This window comes from Bordetella hinzii LMG 13501 (assembly GCF_001548475.1).
In the GTDB taxonomy this organism is placed as follows: domain Bacteria; phylum Pseudomonadota; class Gammaproteobacteria; order Burkholderiales; family Burkholderiaceae_B; genus Bordetella; species Bordetella hinzii.
The window spans coordinates 211,454-226,480 of sequence record NZ_LRUJ01000004.1; the positions used below are offsets into that span (position 1 = coordinate 211,454).

Sequence of the window (15,027 nt, forward strand, 5' to 3'; positions counted from 1 at the left end):
TGCGGCCCGCGGGTACACTGCATCGGCCTGCCGCCGGACAACCACCAGACAAAGGAGTGACATGCAACCCCTAGCCGCCCTGCCCACTTCGGTTGCGGCCTCGGTACGCACTGTGCTGACGGACATCGACGACACCATCACCACCGATGGCCGCCTGACCGCCGGCGCCTACGCCGCGATGGAGCGCCTGGAGCTGTCCGGCATCCGCGTCATTCCCATCACCGGCCGCCCGGCGGGCTGGTGCGACCACATCGTGCGGATGTGGCCGGTGCGCGCCGTGGTCGGCGAAAACGGCGCCTTTTATTACGCCTACGACCGCAGCGCCCACCGCATGAAGACCCATTACTGGGACGATGCCGCCACGCGCGCCGCCAACCGCGCGCGGCTGGACGCCATCCGCGACCGCGTGCTGCGCGAAGTGCCCGGCGCGGCGCTGGCCAGCGACCAGGCCTATCGCGCGGCGGACCTGGCGATCGATTTCTGCGAGGACGTGCCCGCGCTGCCGCAGGCGCAGGTCGACCGCATCGTGCGCATCTTTGAGGAGGCCGGCGCCCAGGCCAAGGTCAGCTCCATCCACGTCAACGGGTGGTACGGCGACTATGACAAGCTCAGCATGACGCGGCGGCTCTTCGAGCGCGAACTGGGCCAGGACATCGTGCAGGCCCTGCCCTCCACGCTGTTCATCGGCGACTCGCCCAACGATGAGCCCATGTTCGGGTTCTTCCCGCTGTCGGTGGGCGTGGCCAATATCCAATCGCAACTGCACCGCATCAAGCAAAAACCGGCCTTCGTCACGCCCTCGCGCGGCGGCGCGGGCTTTGTCGAAATGGCCGATCGCCTGCTTGCCGCCCGCCGCGGCCACGGAGGCTGAGCATCATGGCGACTGCCAACGACGGCCGCCGCAGCATCCAGTCGGTGGAGGTGGGCTTTCCGCTGCTGGCGGCCCTGGTCGACGCGGCCCGGCCCATGACGCTGCGCGACCTGGCGGCCGCGGCCGGCATGACCTCGGCCAAGGCCCATCCCTATCTGGTGAGCTTCATCCGCGTGGGCCTGGTCCAGCAGGACAGCATCAGCGGCCACTACGAGCTGGGCCCCTTCGCCTTGCAGATGGGCCTGGTGAGCCTGCAGCGCCTGGACCCGGTGCGCGTGGCGCTGCCCGAAGTCGCGCAATTCCAGGCCGGCATCGGCCACACCGTGGGCCTGGCCGTGCTGGGCTCGCACGGTCCGACCATGGTGCATATCACCGAGGCCAGCTATCCGGTCCACGTGAACATGCGCCAGGGCACGGTGATGTCCATGCTCAACACGGCCACCGGCCTGGTGTTCGCGGCCTGGCTGCCGCCCAAGGTGGCCGAGCACTACATCGCGCGCGAAGAAAACGACACGGCCGTCACCTCGACGCTGGCGACGCCGCTGAAATCGGCCCGCCCCGCGCATCTGCAAGCCATGCTGGCCGACATCCGGGTGCACGGCATGGCGCGCGCCGTGGGCAACCCGCTGCCGGGCGTGGACGCCCTGTCCGTGCCGGTCTTCGACCATGCGGGCAAGCTGGCGCTGGCGATCACCGCCATCGGCCCCAGCGGCCTGTTCGACGTCTCCTGGAACGGCAGCATCGCCCGGCCGCTGCTGGCCTGCGCCCAGGAGGTTTCGCGCAAGCTGGGCTGGCGCGCCGCCTGAGCCGCGCGCTCAGTCCGCGCGGTTGGCCGCGCCGGTCGCCAGCGCGTCCTCGATGCGGCGCGCATAGCGTTTCATGACCTGCGCCAGCGCTTCGTGGCCCTTGTTCCGCAGCCGCTGCAGCGGCCCGGTCACGCCCAGGCTGTAGATCACGGTCTGCCTCGGCCCGCGGATGGGCACGCCCAGCGCGGCCAGTTCCTCGTCGATTTCGCCTATGCAGGTGGCATAGCCCTGCTCGCGGATGCGCGCGTACTCGCGCCGGATGTCGTCCGGATCGGTGCGGGTGTTGGACGTCAGGCGCGGCAGGGGATCGGCCAGGGCGGCGTCGATGACGCTGGCCGGCTGGAAGGCCAGGATGGCCTTGGCCGAAGCCGCGGCATGCGGCGCCATCCCCTTGCCCGGCAGCACGAAGCCGCGCCAGGGCGTGTCGGGCGCCTCCATCAGCACTGACGACACGCTGGTGCCGGCGTGCATCTTGGCCAGATAGCAGGTCTCGTCGGTTTCGGCCGCCATGTCGGCCAGGTGCGGCCGCACCACGGTGGCCACCCACTCCGTATCCGCGCTGGCCATGGCCAGGCGCCGGATGCGCCCGCCCAGCACGTAGGCCCCGCCCGCCACCATGTCCACCAATTGCGAGTCCTGCATGGTGCCCAGCAGCCGGTGGGCGCTGGTCTTGGGCAAGGCCAGCATGCGCGCGACTTCGGTCAGGCCCAGGCCGTCGGGAAAAGAGGCCAGCAGTTCGAGGATGCGGGTGTAGCGCTCAAGCGGGGGAGGTTTGGGCTCTTGGCTCATGGTGTTTTCCTTGGTGGCGCATTTTAGGGCGGACACGTCCCGGGAAAACCCGGTCTTGCCCGCGGGGCGGCGCTTTTTTTATTATACCGAAAAAAGGAACGTTGTTCCGAAAACCGGAACGACCACCCTCCGGGAACCTTCCATGGGGAAGCCCGCCTTCAGCGTGATACGTCACAGGAGCGCAGCAATGTCAGTCCAACGCTTTCACCGTTTCGCCCGCCGCCACCTGGCGGCTCTTGCCCTGGCCGGCCTGAGCGGCGCGGCCGGCGCACAGAATGTGGTCGTCGGCGCCACCGTGCCCCTGACCGGGCCGCTGTCCCTGACCGGCAAGCAGTACTACAACTCGCTCAAGCTGGCCGAGGACGACATCAACAAGGCCGGGGGCTTGCAGGGCAAGCCGGTCAAGTTCGTGTTCGAGGACGCCCAGGCTTCCAACGGCACCGCCGTCAACGCCTATGTGAAGCTGGTGCAGGAGAACAAGCCCGCCTTCACCTTCCTCACCAGCTACAGCACGCAGAACATCGCCGTGGCCCCTGAAGTCACCAAGACCGGCATCCCGGCCATGTATGCCGGCGGCGCGGACGCCGTGGGCGAGCTGGGCAACCCCTGGATGTTCCGCATCCGGCCGCAGGACAGCACGGCGGCCGTGGCGATGGCCCGCTTCGTCAAGGACGAGCTCAAACTCGCCAAGCCCGGCATCCTCTACATCCAGAACGACTTCGGCCAGGGCGGCGCCAACGCCGCGGCCGCCTATCTCAAGGAACAAGGCATCGCCGCGGTCGGCATGGAAGCCTATGGCCAGAACGACAAGGACATGTCGGCCCAGATCCTCGGCCTGAAGAACAAGGGCGCCGACGTCATCCTGGCCTTCGTCTATCCCCAGGACGGCGCCATGCTGCTGCGGCAGATCAAGATGCTGGGCATCAAGCAGCCGGTGGTGGCCTCGTCGGCGGCCTTTGTCCCGGCCGCCATGCAATTGCTCTCGCCGCGCGACCTGGAAAACGTCTGGGGCGTCATCGACACCTATTTGCCAGCCACCGAGCGCGGCAAGGCCTACGCCGAACGTTTCAAGCAGCGGTTCTCCATGGACGCCGATCCCTATGGCGCGGCTTATTACGACGGCGCCATGCTCATGGCCCAGGCCATCAACGCCGTGGGCACGGAGCCGCAGAAGCTGCAGGCCTATCTCAAGAACGTGAAGGACTACCAGGGCGTCTCGCACGTCTACGGTTTCGACGCCAAGGGCAATGGCGTGCATGACGTCGCGGTGGTGAAGTTCGCCGACGGCAGCAAGGACATGCGGTTCATCAGCGCCATCAAGGTCGACTGAGCATGGGCGCCGCCACGAGGGGACTTTCATGCAGGAAATGATCCAACTGCTGGTCAACGGCGTAGCGCTGGGCAGCGTCTACGCCCTGGCCGCGCTGGGCTTTGTCATCGTGTACTCCGCCACCAGCGTGGTGAACTTCGCCGCCGGCCAGTTCGTCATGCTGGGCACTTTCTTCGGCGTGACCACCATCATCCAGGCCCAATGGCCGGCCGCCCTGGCCTATCCGGTGGCCCTGGCCATGATGGCGCTGTTCGGCCTGCTTTTCTATGTGCTGGTCCACCTGCCCTTGCAGAACCGCCCGGTGGTGGCGGTGATCATCGGCACGGTGGCCGCCGGCATCGCCATGCAGAACGGCGCGCTGCTGATCTGGGACGCCTGGCCGTTTCGCATGCCCTCGCCTTTCGGCGACGGCACGGTCAGCCTGGCCGGCGGCGTCATCACGGTGCACGCCTTGGCCACCATAGGCATCACGCTGCTGCTCATCGCCGGCCTGTACGCCCTGCTGCACCGCACGCCCATCGGCCGTTCCATGCGGGCCGTGGCGCAGGATGTGGAGACCGCCAAGCTCATGGGGCTGCCCGTGCGGGCACTCCTGGGCTTTGCCTGGCTGCTGGCCGCCGTGTTCGCCGGCTTCGCCGGGCTGCTGGTCGGTCCCATGTGGTTCGCCGACGTCAACATGGGAGACGCCGTGGCGCTGAAGGCCTTCGCGGCCACCATCATCGGCGGCTTCGGGAGCGTGCCCGGCGCCATTGCCGGGGGCCTGCTGGTCGGGCTGATCGAGATCCTCGGCGCGGCCTATCTCTCCTCCACCTACAAGGACCTGCTGGCTTTCGGGATCATGATCCTCTTCTTGCTGGCCAGGCCGCAGGGCATTTTCGGCGAACGCATCGCCGACCGGGGCTGACCATGAAACGATCCACATTGCTTGGCATGCTGGCCGTGCTGGCGCTGGCTGCCCTGCTCCCCCTGTTCACGCAGGGCTATGGCAACCGCCTGGCCAATACCGCCATTATTTCGGCCATCGCCGTCATCGGCCTGAACTTCGTGTTCGGCTACGCCGGCCTGATTTCGCTGGCGCACGCGGCCTTCATGGGCGTGGCGGCCTATCTGGTCGCCATCCTGACCACCAGCCACGGCTGGAATCCCTGGCAGGCCGCGCTGGCCGGCATCGCCGCGGCCTGCCTGAGCGCCTATCTGACCGGCCGCATCCTGCTGCGCCTGAAGGGCCATTACCTCGCCCTGGCCACCCTGGGGCTGAACGTGAGCTTCACCATCGTGGTATCCAACTGGATGGAAGTCACCGGCGGCACCAACGGGATCTCGGGCATACCGGCGCTGCGCCTGGGACCGGTGGCGCTGGACAGCGAGCCCAGCTTCTATTGGTTTTCGCTCGCCATCCTCGCGTTCCTGGCCTTGCTGGCCGCCCGCGTGCGCCGCTCGCACGCCGGACGCGCCTTGATGGCGGTGCGCGACGACGAGCTGGCCTCGGCCATGACGGGCCTGCCGGTCACGCGGGTCAAGGTGGCCGCCTTTACGCTGGGCGCGGCCTACGCCGCCGTGGCGGGCTGCCTGTTCGCCTTTCACATCCGCTTTGTCTCGCCGGAAGACTTCAATTTCTCGCACTCCATCATCTACCTGGCCATGCTGGTGGTCGGCGGCGAAGGCAGCATCATCGGCGCCATCCTCGGCGCGGTGGGCGTGACCTTGTTGCCCGAATTGCTGCGCGGCGTGGGCAACGCCTACCTGCTGATTTTCGGCGTGCTGGTGCTGCTCATCCTGGTGGTGCTGCCGCGCGGGCTCATCAGCCTGCTGGACCGGAGCACCTATGAGCGCCGCCGCGCCGCCATCGCGGGAGGCCGGCCATGACCGCCCTCATGCGCGTGGAGAACATCAGCAAGCGCTACGGCGGCGTGCAGGCGCTGTCGGACGTCAGCCTGGACATCGCCGACCATCAGTTCTACGCCATCATCGGCCCCAATGGCGCGGGCAAGAGCACGCTGCTCAATGTCATGACGGGCCTGGTGCCGCCCACGTCGGGCCGTATCCGCTTCGACGGCGCCGAGCTCACCGGCCGCCCCACGCATGCCATCGTGCATGCCGGCATCGGCCGCATCTTCCAGAGCGGGCGGCTGTTCACGCGCCTGAGCGTGCTGGAGAACGTCATGCTGGGCGCGGCCATGCGCGACTCGCGTTCGCTGGCCGGCCTGCTGCTGCGTCCGGGCGCGGCCCGCCGGCGCGAGCTTGCCGCGCGGGAGGCCGCCTTCGAGACGCTGCGCCACTTCGATCTGCACGCCTACGCCGACCGCAGCATCGGCTCGCTCTCCTATGGCAATCGCCGCATGGTGGAGATGGCCCGCGTCATGGTGGCCAGGCCGAGGCTGCTGCTGCTGGACGAACCGGCCGCCGGCCTGAACTCCGGCGAAGTCGAGCAATTGATGGACCTGCTGCGGCGCCTGCGCGAGCAGCACCGCCTGTCCGTCGTGCTGATCGAACACAACATGGGCATGGTGATGCGCCTGGCCGAGCGCGTGGCGGTGCTGAACTTCGGCGCCAAGCTGGCCGAGGGCACGCCCGCCGAAGTGCAATCCAACCCGGCCGTGCTCGAGGCCTATCTCGGAGGAGGCTACCAGCATGTTGCAGTGTAGAAACCTGGGCGCGGCCTATGGCGATATCGTGGCCCTGCGCGGCATCGACCTGGAGGTCAAGGCCGGCGAAGCCGTGGCGCTGATCGGCGTGAACGGCGCCGGCAAGACCACGCTGCTGCGCGCCATCTCGGGCCTGCTGCCCACTACCGGGCGGCTGGACTTCGACGGCCGGGCCCTCGACGGCCTGCCGGTGCAAAAGCGCGTGCGCGCCGGCATCGCCCATGTGCCCGAAGGCCGGCGCATCTTCCCGGGCTTGACGGTGCGCGAAAACCTCGAAGTCGGCGCCGCGCCCCGCGGCGGGGGTTCGCGCGAGGACTTCGAGCGCGTCTATGACCTCTTTCCGCGCCTGCACGAGCGATCCGGCCAACTGGGCTGGTCTTTGTCGGGCGGCGAGCAGCAGATGCTGGCCATCGGCCGGGCCCTCATGGCCCGCCCCCGGCTGCTGCTGCTGGACGAGCCGTCGCTGGGCCTGGCGCCGCGACTGGCCGAGGAAGTCTATGCGCGCATCGCCCGCATCAACGAAGGCGGCATGACCGTGCTGCTGGTCGAACAGAACACTGTCCTGGCGCTGGGCGTGGCCGACCGCGGCTACGTCATCGAAAACGGCAGCATCGTGCTGACCGATACGGCCCACGCGCTGCGCCACCATCCCCGTGTCCGGGACGCCTACCTGGGCCGCTAATTCCTGATCGAGAGAAACATGCATCCATCCTTGTTTTCACGCCCGCCGCGCGTCCGCAATGCCCTGCGCCGCTTGGGAGAACCGTCATGACCGTCACCGTAGGCATCGACGTCGGCGGCACCTTCACGGACCTCATCCTGGTCGACGACCAGAGCGGCTCGGTGCGCATCTCCAAGGTGCCCAGCACCCTGGACAACCAGGCCTATGGCGTGCTGGAGGCCCTGCGCCGAACCGGCATCGCGCTGGAGCAGGTCGACAGCATCGTCCATGGCACCACGACCACCACGAATGCCGTGCTCGAACGCAAGCTCGCCCGGGTGGGCCTCATCACCACCGAGGGTTTTCGCGACATCCTGGAGCTGGGGCGCCGCACCCGCCCGCAGGCCTATGGCCTGACCGGCAGCTTCGTGCCCCTCATCCCGCGCGAACTGCGCCGCGAAGTGGCCGAACGCATGGACGCCCAGGGGCAGGTGCTCGTGCCGCTGGACGAGGCGGCCTTCGTGGCGCGCGTGCGCGAACTGGCCGACAGCGGCGTTGAGGCGCTGGTCATCCATTTTCTGCACAGCTACGCCAATCCCGCGCATGAACTGCGCGCCCTGGAACTGGCGCGCCAGCACTGGCCCAATCAATACATCACGGCCGGCCACGCCATCATCTCCGAGTTCCGCGAATTCGAGCGCGGCACGGCCGCCGCGGTCAACGCCTCGGTGCAGCCCATCCTGGACCGCTATATCGACCGCCTGCAAGGCAGCCTCTCCGAAGCCGGCTTTCGCAGCGACCTGTTGGTCATGCAGGGCAACGGCGGCACGGTCTCGGCGCGCGCCATCTCGCGCACGGCCATCAACACGGTCATGTCGGGTCCGGCGTCCGGCGTCATGGCCGCGGCCTATTCGGGACGGCTGTCGGGCTACCCCAACCTCATCACCTACGACATGGGCGGCACGTCCTCCGACGTGGCCCTGATCGAGAACGGCGTGCCCAAGGTGTCCAGCGAGCTGGAACTGGAGTACGGCATGCCGCTGCACGTCCCCATGGTCGACGTTCACACCGTCGGCGCGGGCGGCGGCTCCATCGCCCGCGTGCAGGCGGGCGGCCTGTTGCGCGTGGGGCCCGACAGCGCCGGCGCGCGTCCCGGGCCCATCTGCTATGGCCGCGGCGGCGAGCTGCCCACCCTGACCGACGCCAACCTCGTGCTGGGCCGGCTGGATCCCCAGCGCCTGCTGGCCGTTGACCGGGCCGTGACGGTGGACGAAGTGGCCGGGCGCATCGAGGCGGCCATCGGCAAGCCGCTGGGCCTGGACGCGGTGCAGGCCGCCGCCGCCATCCTGCAGGTCGGCAACAACAATATGGCCGGCGCCGTGCGCCTGGTCAGCCTGGCGCGCGGCTACGATCCGCGTGACTTCGCGCTCTTTGCCTTTGGCGGCGCGGGCCCCTTGCATGCCGTGGCCCTGGCGCGCGAACTGGCCATCCCCACTGTCCTCATCCCGGTGCGCCCGGGCCTGACCAATGCGCTGGGCTGCCTGGTCGCCGACGTCCGGCACGATTTCGTCAAATCCTTCAACCGCCCGCTCAAGGACCTGCGCGACGAAGACCTGGCCGATTGCCTGCGCGAGCAGATCGCCCAGGGCCGGGCCGCCATCGCCCGCGACGGCATCGCCGTCTCCGAGATCGAGGTCTTTCATCACGCGCAGATGCAGTTCCAAGGCCAGAGCCACCTGCTCACCGTGGCGCTGCAGCCCGGGCAGGCCACGGTGGCGCAATTGCAGGAAGCCTTCGCGCGCGCCTATTGGCAGCGCTTCCAGGTCGAACTCTCGGAACTGCGCCCGCTGCTGGTCACGCTGGACACCAGCCTGGTCGGCAAGCGGCAGGGCATCTCGCTGGACATGCTGCGCAGCACCGGCGCGCCCGCCGCCGAAGCCCGGCGCCGTCCGGTCTGGTTTGCCGACACCGGCTGGGTGGACACCCCCGTCCTTGCCCGCGAACACGTCCCCGCCGAAGGGCTGGCCGGTCCGGCCATCATCGAACAACTGGACGCCACCATCGTCATCGACCCGGGCGCCCATGCGCGCGGCGACGCCTACGGCAACCTCATCATCTCCCTCTAGGTCATCATGGCTACCATTGATCCCGTCACGCTCACCGTCATCCAGAGCGGGCTGCACCAGGTCTGCAACGAGATGGACCTGGCGCACTGCCGCGCGGCCTTCTCGCCCATCATTTCCGAGTCGCAGGACCGCTCCAACGGCATCTACCACCGCGAGACCGGCGAACTGATCGCCCAAGGCGAGCTGGGCCTGCCCATCTTCGTGGGCACCATGCAGTTCTCCACCCAGGCCGTCATCAAGCGCGCCCGCGACATCGCGCCCGGCGACGTCTTCATGGTCAACGACCCCTACCTGGGCGGCACGCACCTGATGGACGTGCGCTTCGTCAAACCCTTCTTCTACCGGGGCGATCTCTACGCCTGGCTGGCCAACACCGGCCACTGGCCCGACATGGGCGGCATGGTGCCCGGCGGCTTTTCGGCCCACGCCACCGAGATCGAGCAGGAAGGCCTGCGCCTGCCGCCGGTCAAGCTGTACAAGCGAGGCGAAATGGACCCCGAGATCCTGTCCATCCTGATGTCCAATATCCGCATCGCCGAACAGCGCATCGGCGACATCAAGGCCCAGGCCGCCGCGCTGGCCATCGGCGAGCGGCGCCTGACGCAATTGCTGGACCGCTATGGCGCGCAGACCGTGGACGCGGCCGTGGTCGAACTCAAGCGCCAGGCCGCCGAGCAGACCCGCGCCGTCATCGCCGCCATCCCCGACGGCGACTACGAAGGCCAGGCCTTCCTGGACTCCGATGGCGTGGTCGATGAGCCGCTCAAAGTCTCGGTCAAGATACACAAGGCGGGCGAACTCATGCACTTCGACCTGAGCGAGTCCAGCCCGCCCTGCGCCGGCCCCATGAACAGCGTCATCGCCACCACCCGCTCCTCCATCTACCTGGCCATCAAGCACGTCTTTCCCGAACTGCCCATCAACGCCGGCATGTTCGAACCGCTGCGCATCAGCGACCCCGACGACACCTTCCTCTACGCGCGCTATCCGCGTCCGGTCTCCGGCTGCGCGGCCGAAGTCAGCCAGCGCATCGCCGAGGCCGTCTTCGATGCCCTGCAAAAGGCCATCCCGCACCGCCTGTTCGCGGCCCCGGCCGGGACCACCGCCAACCTGGCCATCGGCGGCACCGACCCGGACCGCAAGCGCTCCTACGTCATGTATGTCATCTCCGGCGGCGGCTATGGCGGCCATCCGGGCGGCGACGGCCTGACCAATGGCTGCTCCACCATAGGCATCTCCAAGGCCGCGCCGGTCGAAGTGCAGGAACAGCTCTATCCCGTGCTCTTCGAGCGCTACGCCATCCACGAAGGCTCGGGCGGCCTGGGCGAATTCCGCGGCGGCATGGGCATCCACTACCGCATCCGCCTGCGCGCGGGCTCGGCCCGCGCCTCCATGGTCATGGACCACGGCAAGTTCGGGCCGCCGGGCGCGGCCGGCGGCCAGGAAGGCGGACGCACCCGTGTCACCATCTACCGCGACGGCCAGGCCTATGTGCCGCCCCACGTCTCCAAGGACCAGGGAATCACCATGCAGGCCGGCGACGTGATCGAGGTCTTCACGCCGGGCGGCGGCGGCTATGGCGATCCCGCCAGGCGCTCGCCCCAGGCGCGGGAATATGACCGGCGGCAGGGGTATTACCCGGCGTGATCCGGCGCGCCCGAGGCCCGGCCGGGCTCACCAACGGACGGTCCGCCCCTGGTAGTCGAGGTATTCCAGCCCGGGGCGGCCGCGCTTGGCCAATAACACCTCGACGACGCCTGGCACGCTTTCCTCGATGGACAGCCTGCCGCCGGGCCCGCCCAGCTCCGTGCGCACCCAGCCGGGCGCCATCAGCAACAAGGCGCGCGGCGTGCCGCGCTGCCGCGCCGCATAGCAGCGCATGAACTGGTTCAGCGCCGCCTTGGTGCCGCGATAAAGCTCTCGCTGCCCCGACTCGTTGTCGGCGATGCTGCCTTGGCCGGAGGACATGACCGCGATCAGCCCGTCGGGCGGGACCAGATCCGCCAGGCGCTCGACGGCCCGCATCGGGCCCAGTGCATTGGTGATCATCAAGCCGGTGAAATCCTCGGTCGACACTTCACCGATGGTCTGGGAGGGGTCCGGATTCGTGGTGCCGGCGTTGACGAACAGGATGTCGAAGCGCCGATGCGACAGGCGCAAGCGCAAGGCATCGATGTCTTCTCCGCGGGCGACGTCCACGGTTTCGATATCGACGCGGCCGGGATGCGCGTCGGCCAAGGCGTGCAAAGGCGTGGATGCGCCGCGCACGGTGCCGGTGACCTTCCAGCCCAGGGCCAGCAAGTTTGCGGCCATCGCGTGGCCAAGGCCGCGCGAGGCGCCGATGATCAGAATACGGGGAGCTTGCGTATCGGGGGGGGACATGGGGCTTGCCTCTCAGGTAGGGATAGGACGCCTTCCATTCTGGACATGGGCCCCGAATTGCACCAGACGCGCTGGCTGCAAACCATGCTTGCGCCCAACGCCATGCCTGGTCAGCTTGGCGCTATGCTTGGCGGATGTCCCGTGTCGATCTCAACCTGCTGCCCGCCCTGAGCGCGCTCTTGACCGAGCGCAGCGTCACAGGCGCGGCGCGGCGCCTGAACCTCAGCGTCTCGGCAATGAGCCGCACGCTGGCCCGGCTGCGCGCCGTCACGGGCGACCGCCTGCTCCTGCAGGCCGGACGGGCCCTGGTGCTGACACCCTATGCGGAGCAATTGAGCCAGCGCCTGCCCGCCCTGGCGCGGGAGGCCGAAGCCATGCTCAGGCCCCCTCAACACCATTTCGATCCCCTCCTCCTGGCGCAGCACTACACCTTGCGGGCGGGGGAAGGGTTTATCGACCTCCTGGGCGCGGCGCTGATGGATCGCATCCGGGCGGCCGCGCCCGAGGTGCAGCTTCGATTCGTGCCCAAGCCCGATTGGGACGCCCAGCCCTTGCGCGACGGGACCATCGACCTGGAGATCGGCACGCTGCGGACATCCGCGCCCGAATTGCTGACCCGCCGACTGTTTCGCGATCGCTACGTGGGCGTCTGCCGCAAGGGCCACCCCGCCGTGGACAAGGGCAACATCCCGCTGCAGCAATGGGCCGCTTGCGATCACATCTCGGCCTCGCGCCCCGGCGAAACGCCGCACCCCGCCGATGCCGCCCTGGCCGTCCTGGGCGAGCGGCGCAGGATCGCCCTGGTGGTGCCCTCGTTTCCCGGCGCGATGCAGGTGGCCCGCCGGTGCGACGCGCTGGCGATCATTCCGCAGTCCTGCCTGGGCAACACCTTCCTCCCCGATCACGCGGCCGACAACGGTTTGCAGTGGTTCGAACTGCCCGTCCCGACGCCCGCTTTCAGCGTCTCGGCGATCTGGCATCCGCGCCTGGACCGGGACCCCGCCCAGCAATGGCTGCGCGCAGAGGTGCTGGCGATATGCCAGGCCGCCTACCCCCGCGCGCCAGTCCCGCCCCCGCGGCAGGTAGACAGCCGCGCAAAACGAAAACAAAACGCTCAAAACGAACAAAAGGCGTAAAAAAAGATCGGGAACTTCCCAGGTTTCCTGCGCGTTTTTTTGTGTTTGAATGTCATGACAAGAATCATGACTGTCATAAAAACGCAGAAAGGAGACAAATCCATGCAAGCCAAGCGCATGCTGCAAGCCGCTCTCGCCCTGGCCCTGGGCGCCGGCGCCCAGGGCGCCTTCGCCGCCGACGCCTGCCCCAACCGGGGCGACCTGGACGTGATGTATTGCGACGCCAACAAGGACCTGGTGGCGGACACGCCGACCGATCCGGCCAAGCTGAAGACGCCGTCGACGCTGGTCTTCACCTACACGCCGGTCGAGGATCCCGCCGTCTACGAAGACATCTTCAAGCCTTTCACCACGCATCTGGCGCAGTGCACCGGCAAGCGCGTGGTGTTCTACCAGGTGCAAAGCAATGCCGCCGAGATCGAGGCCATGCGTTCGGGCCGCCTGCACGTGGGCGGCTTCTCGACCGGCCCGACCGCCTTCGCCGTGAACATCGCCGGCGCGGTGCCGTTCGCGGTCAAGGGCTATGCCGATGGCTTCCAGGGCTACAACCTGATCGTCATCGTCAAGAAGAACAGCCCTTACCAGAAGCTCACGGACCTGAAGGGCAAGAAGCTGGCGCACACCGCCCCCTCGTCCAACTCCGGCCATATGGCGCCGGTCGCGCTGTTCCCCAAGGAGGGCCTGACGCCCGACAAAGATTACAAGGTGGTGTTCTCGGGCAAGCATGACCAGTCGGTCATGGGCGTGAACTCCGGCGACTATGACGCCGCGGCCGTGGCCTCGGATGTGTTCAAGCGCATGGCCGAACGCGGCCAGATCAAGGAAGACGATTTCCGCGTGATCTACCGCAGCGAGAAGTTCCCCACCTCGTCGTTCGCCTATGCGCATGACCTGGAGCCGAAGTTCCGCGACCAGATGCTCAAGTGCTTCTATGACTACCGCTTCCCCGACGCGATGAAGAAGGCCTTCGATGGCGCCGACCGCTTCTATCCGGTGACCTATCAGAAGGACTGGGCCATCGTGCGCGAAGTGGCGGAGTCCGGCGGCGAGAGCTTCAACCGCGCGGCCTACGACCGCGAAAACGCCAAGAACAAGGGCAAGCAGTAAGCATGACGACTTCTTTGCGCATTTCCGGCCTGGTCAAGGAGTACCGGGCCGGCCAGCCGGTGCTCAAGGGCATCGATCTGCAGGTGGCCGGCCAGGGCCTGACGGCCATCATCGGCCCTTCGGGCACGGGCAAAAGCACGTTGCTGCGCTGCGTGAACCGGCTGATCGAGCCCACGCGCGGCGAGATCGTGCTGCAGGCCGACGGCGCCACGGTGGACCTGGCCCGAGTGCGCGGTCAGGCGCTGCGGCATGCGCGCCGGCGCATCGGCATGGTGTTCCAGGAGTACAACCTGGTCGAGCGCCTGAGCGTGATGGAAAACCTGCTGACCGGCCGCCTGGGCTATACCTCGGCCTTCAAGGCCTGGATGCGCCGCTTTGAGCCGGCCGACATCGACCGCGCCTTCGAGCTGCTGGAGACGGTGGGCCTGGCCGGCTTTGCCGACCAGCGCGCCGATGCCTTGTCGGGCGGCCAGCGGCAGCGGGTGGGCATCGCGCGCGCGCTGATGCAGCGCCCGCAGCTGCTGCTGGCCGACGAGCCGACCTCCTCGCTGGACCCCAAGACTTCGGTGGAAATCATGGAGCTGCTCACCGAGCAGGGCAATGCCAACGGCATCCCGGTGCTGGTCAACATCCATGACGTGGAACTGGCGCGCCGCTATGCCACGCGCATTGTCGGCATGTCGGGCGGCAACGTGGTCTATGACGGCGACGGGCAAGGCCTGGACACGGCGACGCTGAAAGCCATCTACGGAGGCGAGTCGTGGTTGCAGTAGCACGCGGGCGCCGGCCCTTCGCCCTGTCGTGGCAGACCCGGCTGCTGGCCGTGCTGGTGGTGGTATACGCCGTCTACGCGGCCGCGCAGCTGGACTTCAACTGGCCGCGCATCCGCGACGGCATGGGCCATGCTTCGACCTTTCTGACGCGCATGTTCCCGCCCAATTTCGAAAAGCCCGCCACGCTCTGGAAAGGCATTGCCGAAAGCCTGGAAATCGCGGTGCTGGCCTCGCTGCTGGGCATCGTGCTGTCCTTGCCGGTGGGGCTGCTGGGCGCGCGCAACATGATGCCGGCCTGGGTATCCTGGCCGGCGCGCGCGCTGGTGGCTCTGTGCCGTTCGCTGCATCCGGTCATCGTGGCCATCCTGTTCGTCAAGGCGGTGGGGTTTGGCGCGCTGGCC

At 68.0% G+C, this 15,027-nt stretch carries 15 protein-coding genes; 13 read left to right on the forward strand and 2 right to left on the reverse strand.

What is annotated here, in order from left to right:
* The first annotated feature begins 61 nt into the window (after nt 1-61).
* Nucleotides 62-871, forward strand: coding sequence for an HAD-IIB family hydrolase (locus tag AXA74_RS04730; protein WP_032955473.1), 810 nt, complete (start codon nt 62-64; stop codon nt 869-871).
* Nucleotides 872-876: 5 nt separating this feature from the next.
* Complete coding sequence (locus AXA74_RS04735; protein ID WP_029578365.1) at nt 877-1,677, forward strand: IclR family transcriptional regulator; 801 nt, start codon at nt 877-879, stop codon at nt 1,675-1,677.
* A gap of 9 nt (nt 1,678-1,686) precedes the next feature.
* Here AXA74_RS04735 and AXA74_RS04740 read toward each other — a convergent pair whose 3' ends face one another.
* Nucleotides 1,687-2,466, reverse strand: coding sequence for an IclR family transcriptional regulator (locus AXA74_RS04740; protein WP_032955474.1), 780 nt, complete (start codon nt 2,464-2,466; stop codon nt 1,687-1,689).
* 187 nt (nt 2,467-2,653) lie between these two features.
* On the opposite strand from AXA74_RS04740, the gene AXA74_RS04745 reads away from it, so the two are divergent.
* From AXA74_RS04745 to AXA74_RS04775, 7 genes are all read left to right on the forward strand, one after another.
* Nucleotides 2,654-3,796 (forward strand): ABC transporter substrate-binding protein, encoded by a 1,143-nt coding sequence (locus AXA74_RS04745; RefSeq protein ID WP_032977923.1) that lies wholly within the window; start codon nt 2,654-2,656, stop codon nt 3,794-3,796.
* Between the two features lie 28 nt (nt 3,797-3,824).
* A complete protein-coding gene (locus AXA74_RS04750) occupies nt 3,825-4,700 on the forward strand; it encodes a branched-chain amino acid ABC transporter permease (RefSeq protein WP_029578363.1) in 876 nt (291 codons plus the stop codon).
* A 2-nt stretch (nt 4,701-4,702) separates the two neighbouring features.
* A complete protein-coding gene (locus AXA74_RS04755; RefSeq protein WP_080700912.1) occupies nt 4,703-5,662 on the forward strand; it encodes a branched-chain amino acid ABC transporter permease in 960 nt (319 codons plus the stop codon).
* Complete coding sequence (locus AXA74_RS04760; protein ID WP_029578361.1) at nt 5,659-6,441, forward strand: ABC transporter ATP-binding protein; 783 nt, start codon at nt 5,659-5,661, stop codon at nt 6,439-6,441. The genes AXA74_RS04755 and AXA74_RS04760 overlap by 4 nt, the downstream gene beginning before the upstream one ends.
* A complete protein-coding gene (locus AXA74_RS04765) occupies nt 6,428-7,123 on the forward strand; it encodes an ABC transporter ATP-binding protein (RefSeq protein ID WP_032977926.1) in 696 nt (231 codons plus the stop codon). The genes AXA74_RS04760 and AXA74_RS04765 overlap by 14 nt, the downstream gene beginning before the upstream one ends.
* Before the next feature lie 86 nt (nt 7,124-7,209).
* Nucleotides 7,210-9,228: a hydantoinase/oxoprolinase family protein gene (locus tag AXA74_RS04770; RefSeq protein ID WP_032977929.1), complete on the forward strand. Its 2,019-nt coding sequence runs from the start codon at nt 7,210-7,212 to the stop codon at nt 9,226-9,228.
* 6 nt (nt 9,229-9,234) lie between these two features.
* Nucleotides 9,235-10,875, forward strand: a complete 1,641-nt coding sequence (locus tag AXA74_RS04775) for a hydantoinase B/oxoprolinase family protein (RefSeq protein ID WP_032977932.1) — start codon at nt 9,235-9,237, stop codon at nt 10,873-10,875.
* Between the two features lie 27 nt (nt 10,876-10,902).
* Here AXA74_RS04775 and AXA74_RS04780 read toward each other — a convergent pair whose 3' ends face one another.
* Entirely contained in the window at nt 10,903-11,610 is a 708-nt protein-coding gene (locus tag AXA74_RS04780; RefSeq protein WP_029578357.1) for an SDR family NAD(P)-dependent oxidoreductase, read from the reverse strand.
* 134 nt (nt 11,611-11,744) lie between these two features.
* Between AXA74_RS04780 and AXA74_RS04785 the strand changes: the two genes are divergently transcribed.
* From AXA74_RS04785 to AXA74_RS04800, 4 genes are all read left to right on the forward strand, one after another.
* The gene (locus AXA74_RS04785; protein ID WP_048939845.1) at nt 11,745-12,746 is read left to right on the forward strand and encodes a LysR substrate-binding domain-containing protein; all 1,002 of its coding nucleotides are present in this window, start codon (nt 11,745-11,747) and stop codon (nt 12,744-12,746) included.
* A 102-nt stretch (nt 12,747-12,848) separates the two neighbouring features.
* On the forward strand, nt 12,849-13,853 hold the full coding sequence (gene phnD / locus AXA74_RS04790; protein ID WP_032977934.1) for a phosphate/phosphite/phosphonate ABC transporter substrate-binding protein: 1,005 nt from the start codon (nt 12,849-12,851) through the stop codon (nt 13,851-13,853).
* 2 nt (nt 13,854-13,855) lie between these two features.
* Nucleotides 13,856-14,626, forward strand: coding sequence for a phosphonate ABC transporter ATP-binding protein (gene phnC / locus AXA74_RS04795; RefSeq protein ID WP_029578354.1), 771 nt, complete (start codon nt 13,856-13,858; stop codon nt 14,624-14,626).
* Nucleotides 14,614-15,027 (forward strand): PhnE/PtxC family ABC transporter permease (locus AXA74_RS04800; RefSeq protein WP_407060208.1); only part of this gene is annotated, 414 nt, incomplete at its 3' end. The genes phnC and AXA74_RS04800, both read left to right, overlap by 13 nt.

Excerpts from the sequence above, each read along its gene's own strand:
- AXA74_RS04735 (WP_029578365.1), top strand. The coding sequence starts at position 877 with ATGGCGACTGCCAACGACGGCCGCCGCAGCATCCAGTCGGTGGAGGTG.
- AXA74_RS04785 (WP_048939845.1), top strand. The coding sequence starts at position 11,745 with ATGTCCCGTGTCGATCTCAACCTGCTGCCCGCCCTGAGCGCGCTCTTG.
- AXA74_RS04765 (WP_032977926.1), top strand. The coding sequence starts at position 6,428 with ATGTTGCAGTGTAGAAACCTGGGCGCGGCCTATGGCGATATCGTGGCC.
- AXA74_RS04750 (WP_029578363.1), top strand. The coding sequence starts at position 3,825 with ATGCAGGAAATGATCCAACTGCTGGTCAACGGCGTAGCGCTGGGCAGC.
- AXA74_RS04760 (WP_029578361.1), top strand. The coding sequence starts at position 5,659 with ATGACCGCCCTCATGCGCGTGGAGAACATCAGCAAGCGCTACGGCGGC.
- AXA74_RS04740 (WP_032955474.1), bottom strand. The coding sequence starts at position 2,466 with ATGAGCCAAGAGCCCAAACCTCCCCCGCTTGAGCGCTACACCCGCATC.
- AXA74_RS04775 (WP_032977932.1), top strand. The coding sequence starts at position 9,235 with ATGGCTACCATTGATCCCGTCACGCTCACCGTCATCCAGAGCGGGCTG.
- phnC (WP_029578354.1), top strand. The coding sequence starts at position 13,856 with ATGACGACTTCTTTGCGCATTTCCGGCCTGGTCAAGGAGTACCGGGCC.
- phnD (WP_032977934.1), top strand. The coding sequence starts at position 12,849 with ATGCAAGCCAAGCGCATGCTGCAAGCCGCTCTCGCCCTGGCCCTGGGC.
- AXA74_RS04780 (WP_029578357.1), bottom strand. The coding sequence starts at position 11,610 with ATGTCCCCCCCCGATACGCAAGCTCCCCGTATTCTGATCATCGGCGCC.
- AXA74_RS04730 (WP_032955473.1), top strand. The coding sequence starts at position 62 with ATGCAACCCCTAGCCGCCCTGCCCACTTCGGTTGCGGCCTCGGTACGC.
- AXA74_RS04745 (WP_032977923.1), top strand. The coding sequence starts at position 2,654 with ATGTCAGTCCAACGCTTTCACCGTTTCGCCCGCCGCCACCTGGCGGCT.
- AXA74_RS04755 (WP_080700912.1), top strand. The coding sequence starts at position 4,703 with ATGAAACGATCCACATTGCTTGGCATGCTGGCCGTGCTGGCGCTGGCT.
- AXA74_RS04770 (WP_032977929.1), top strand. The coding sequence starts at position 7,210 with ATGACCGTCACCGTAGGCATCGACGTCGGCGGCACCTTCACGGACCTC.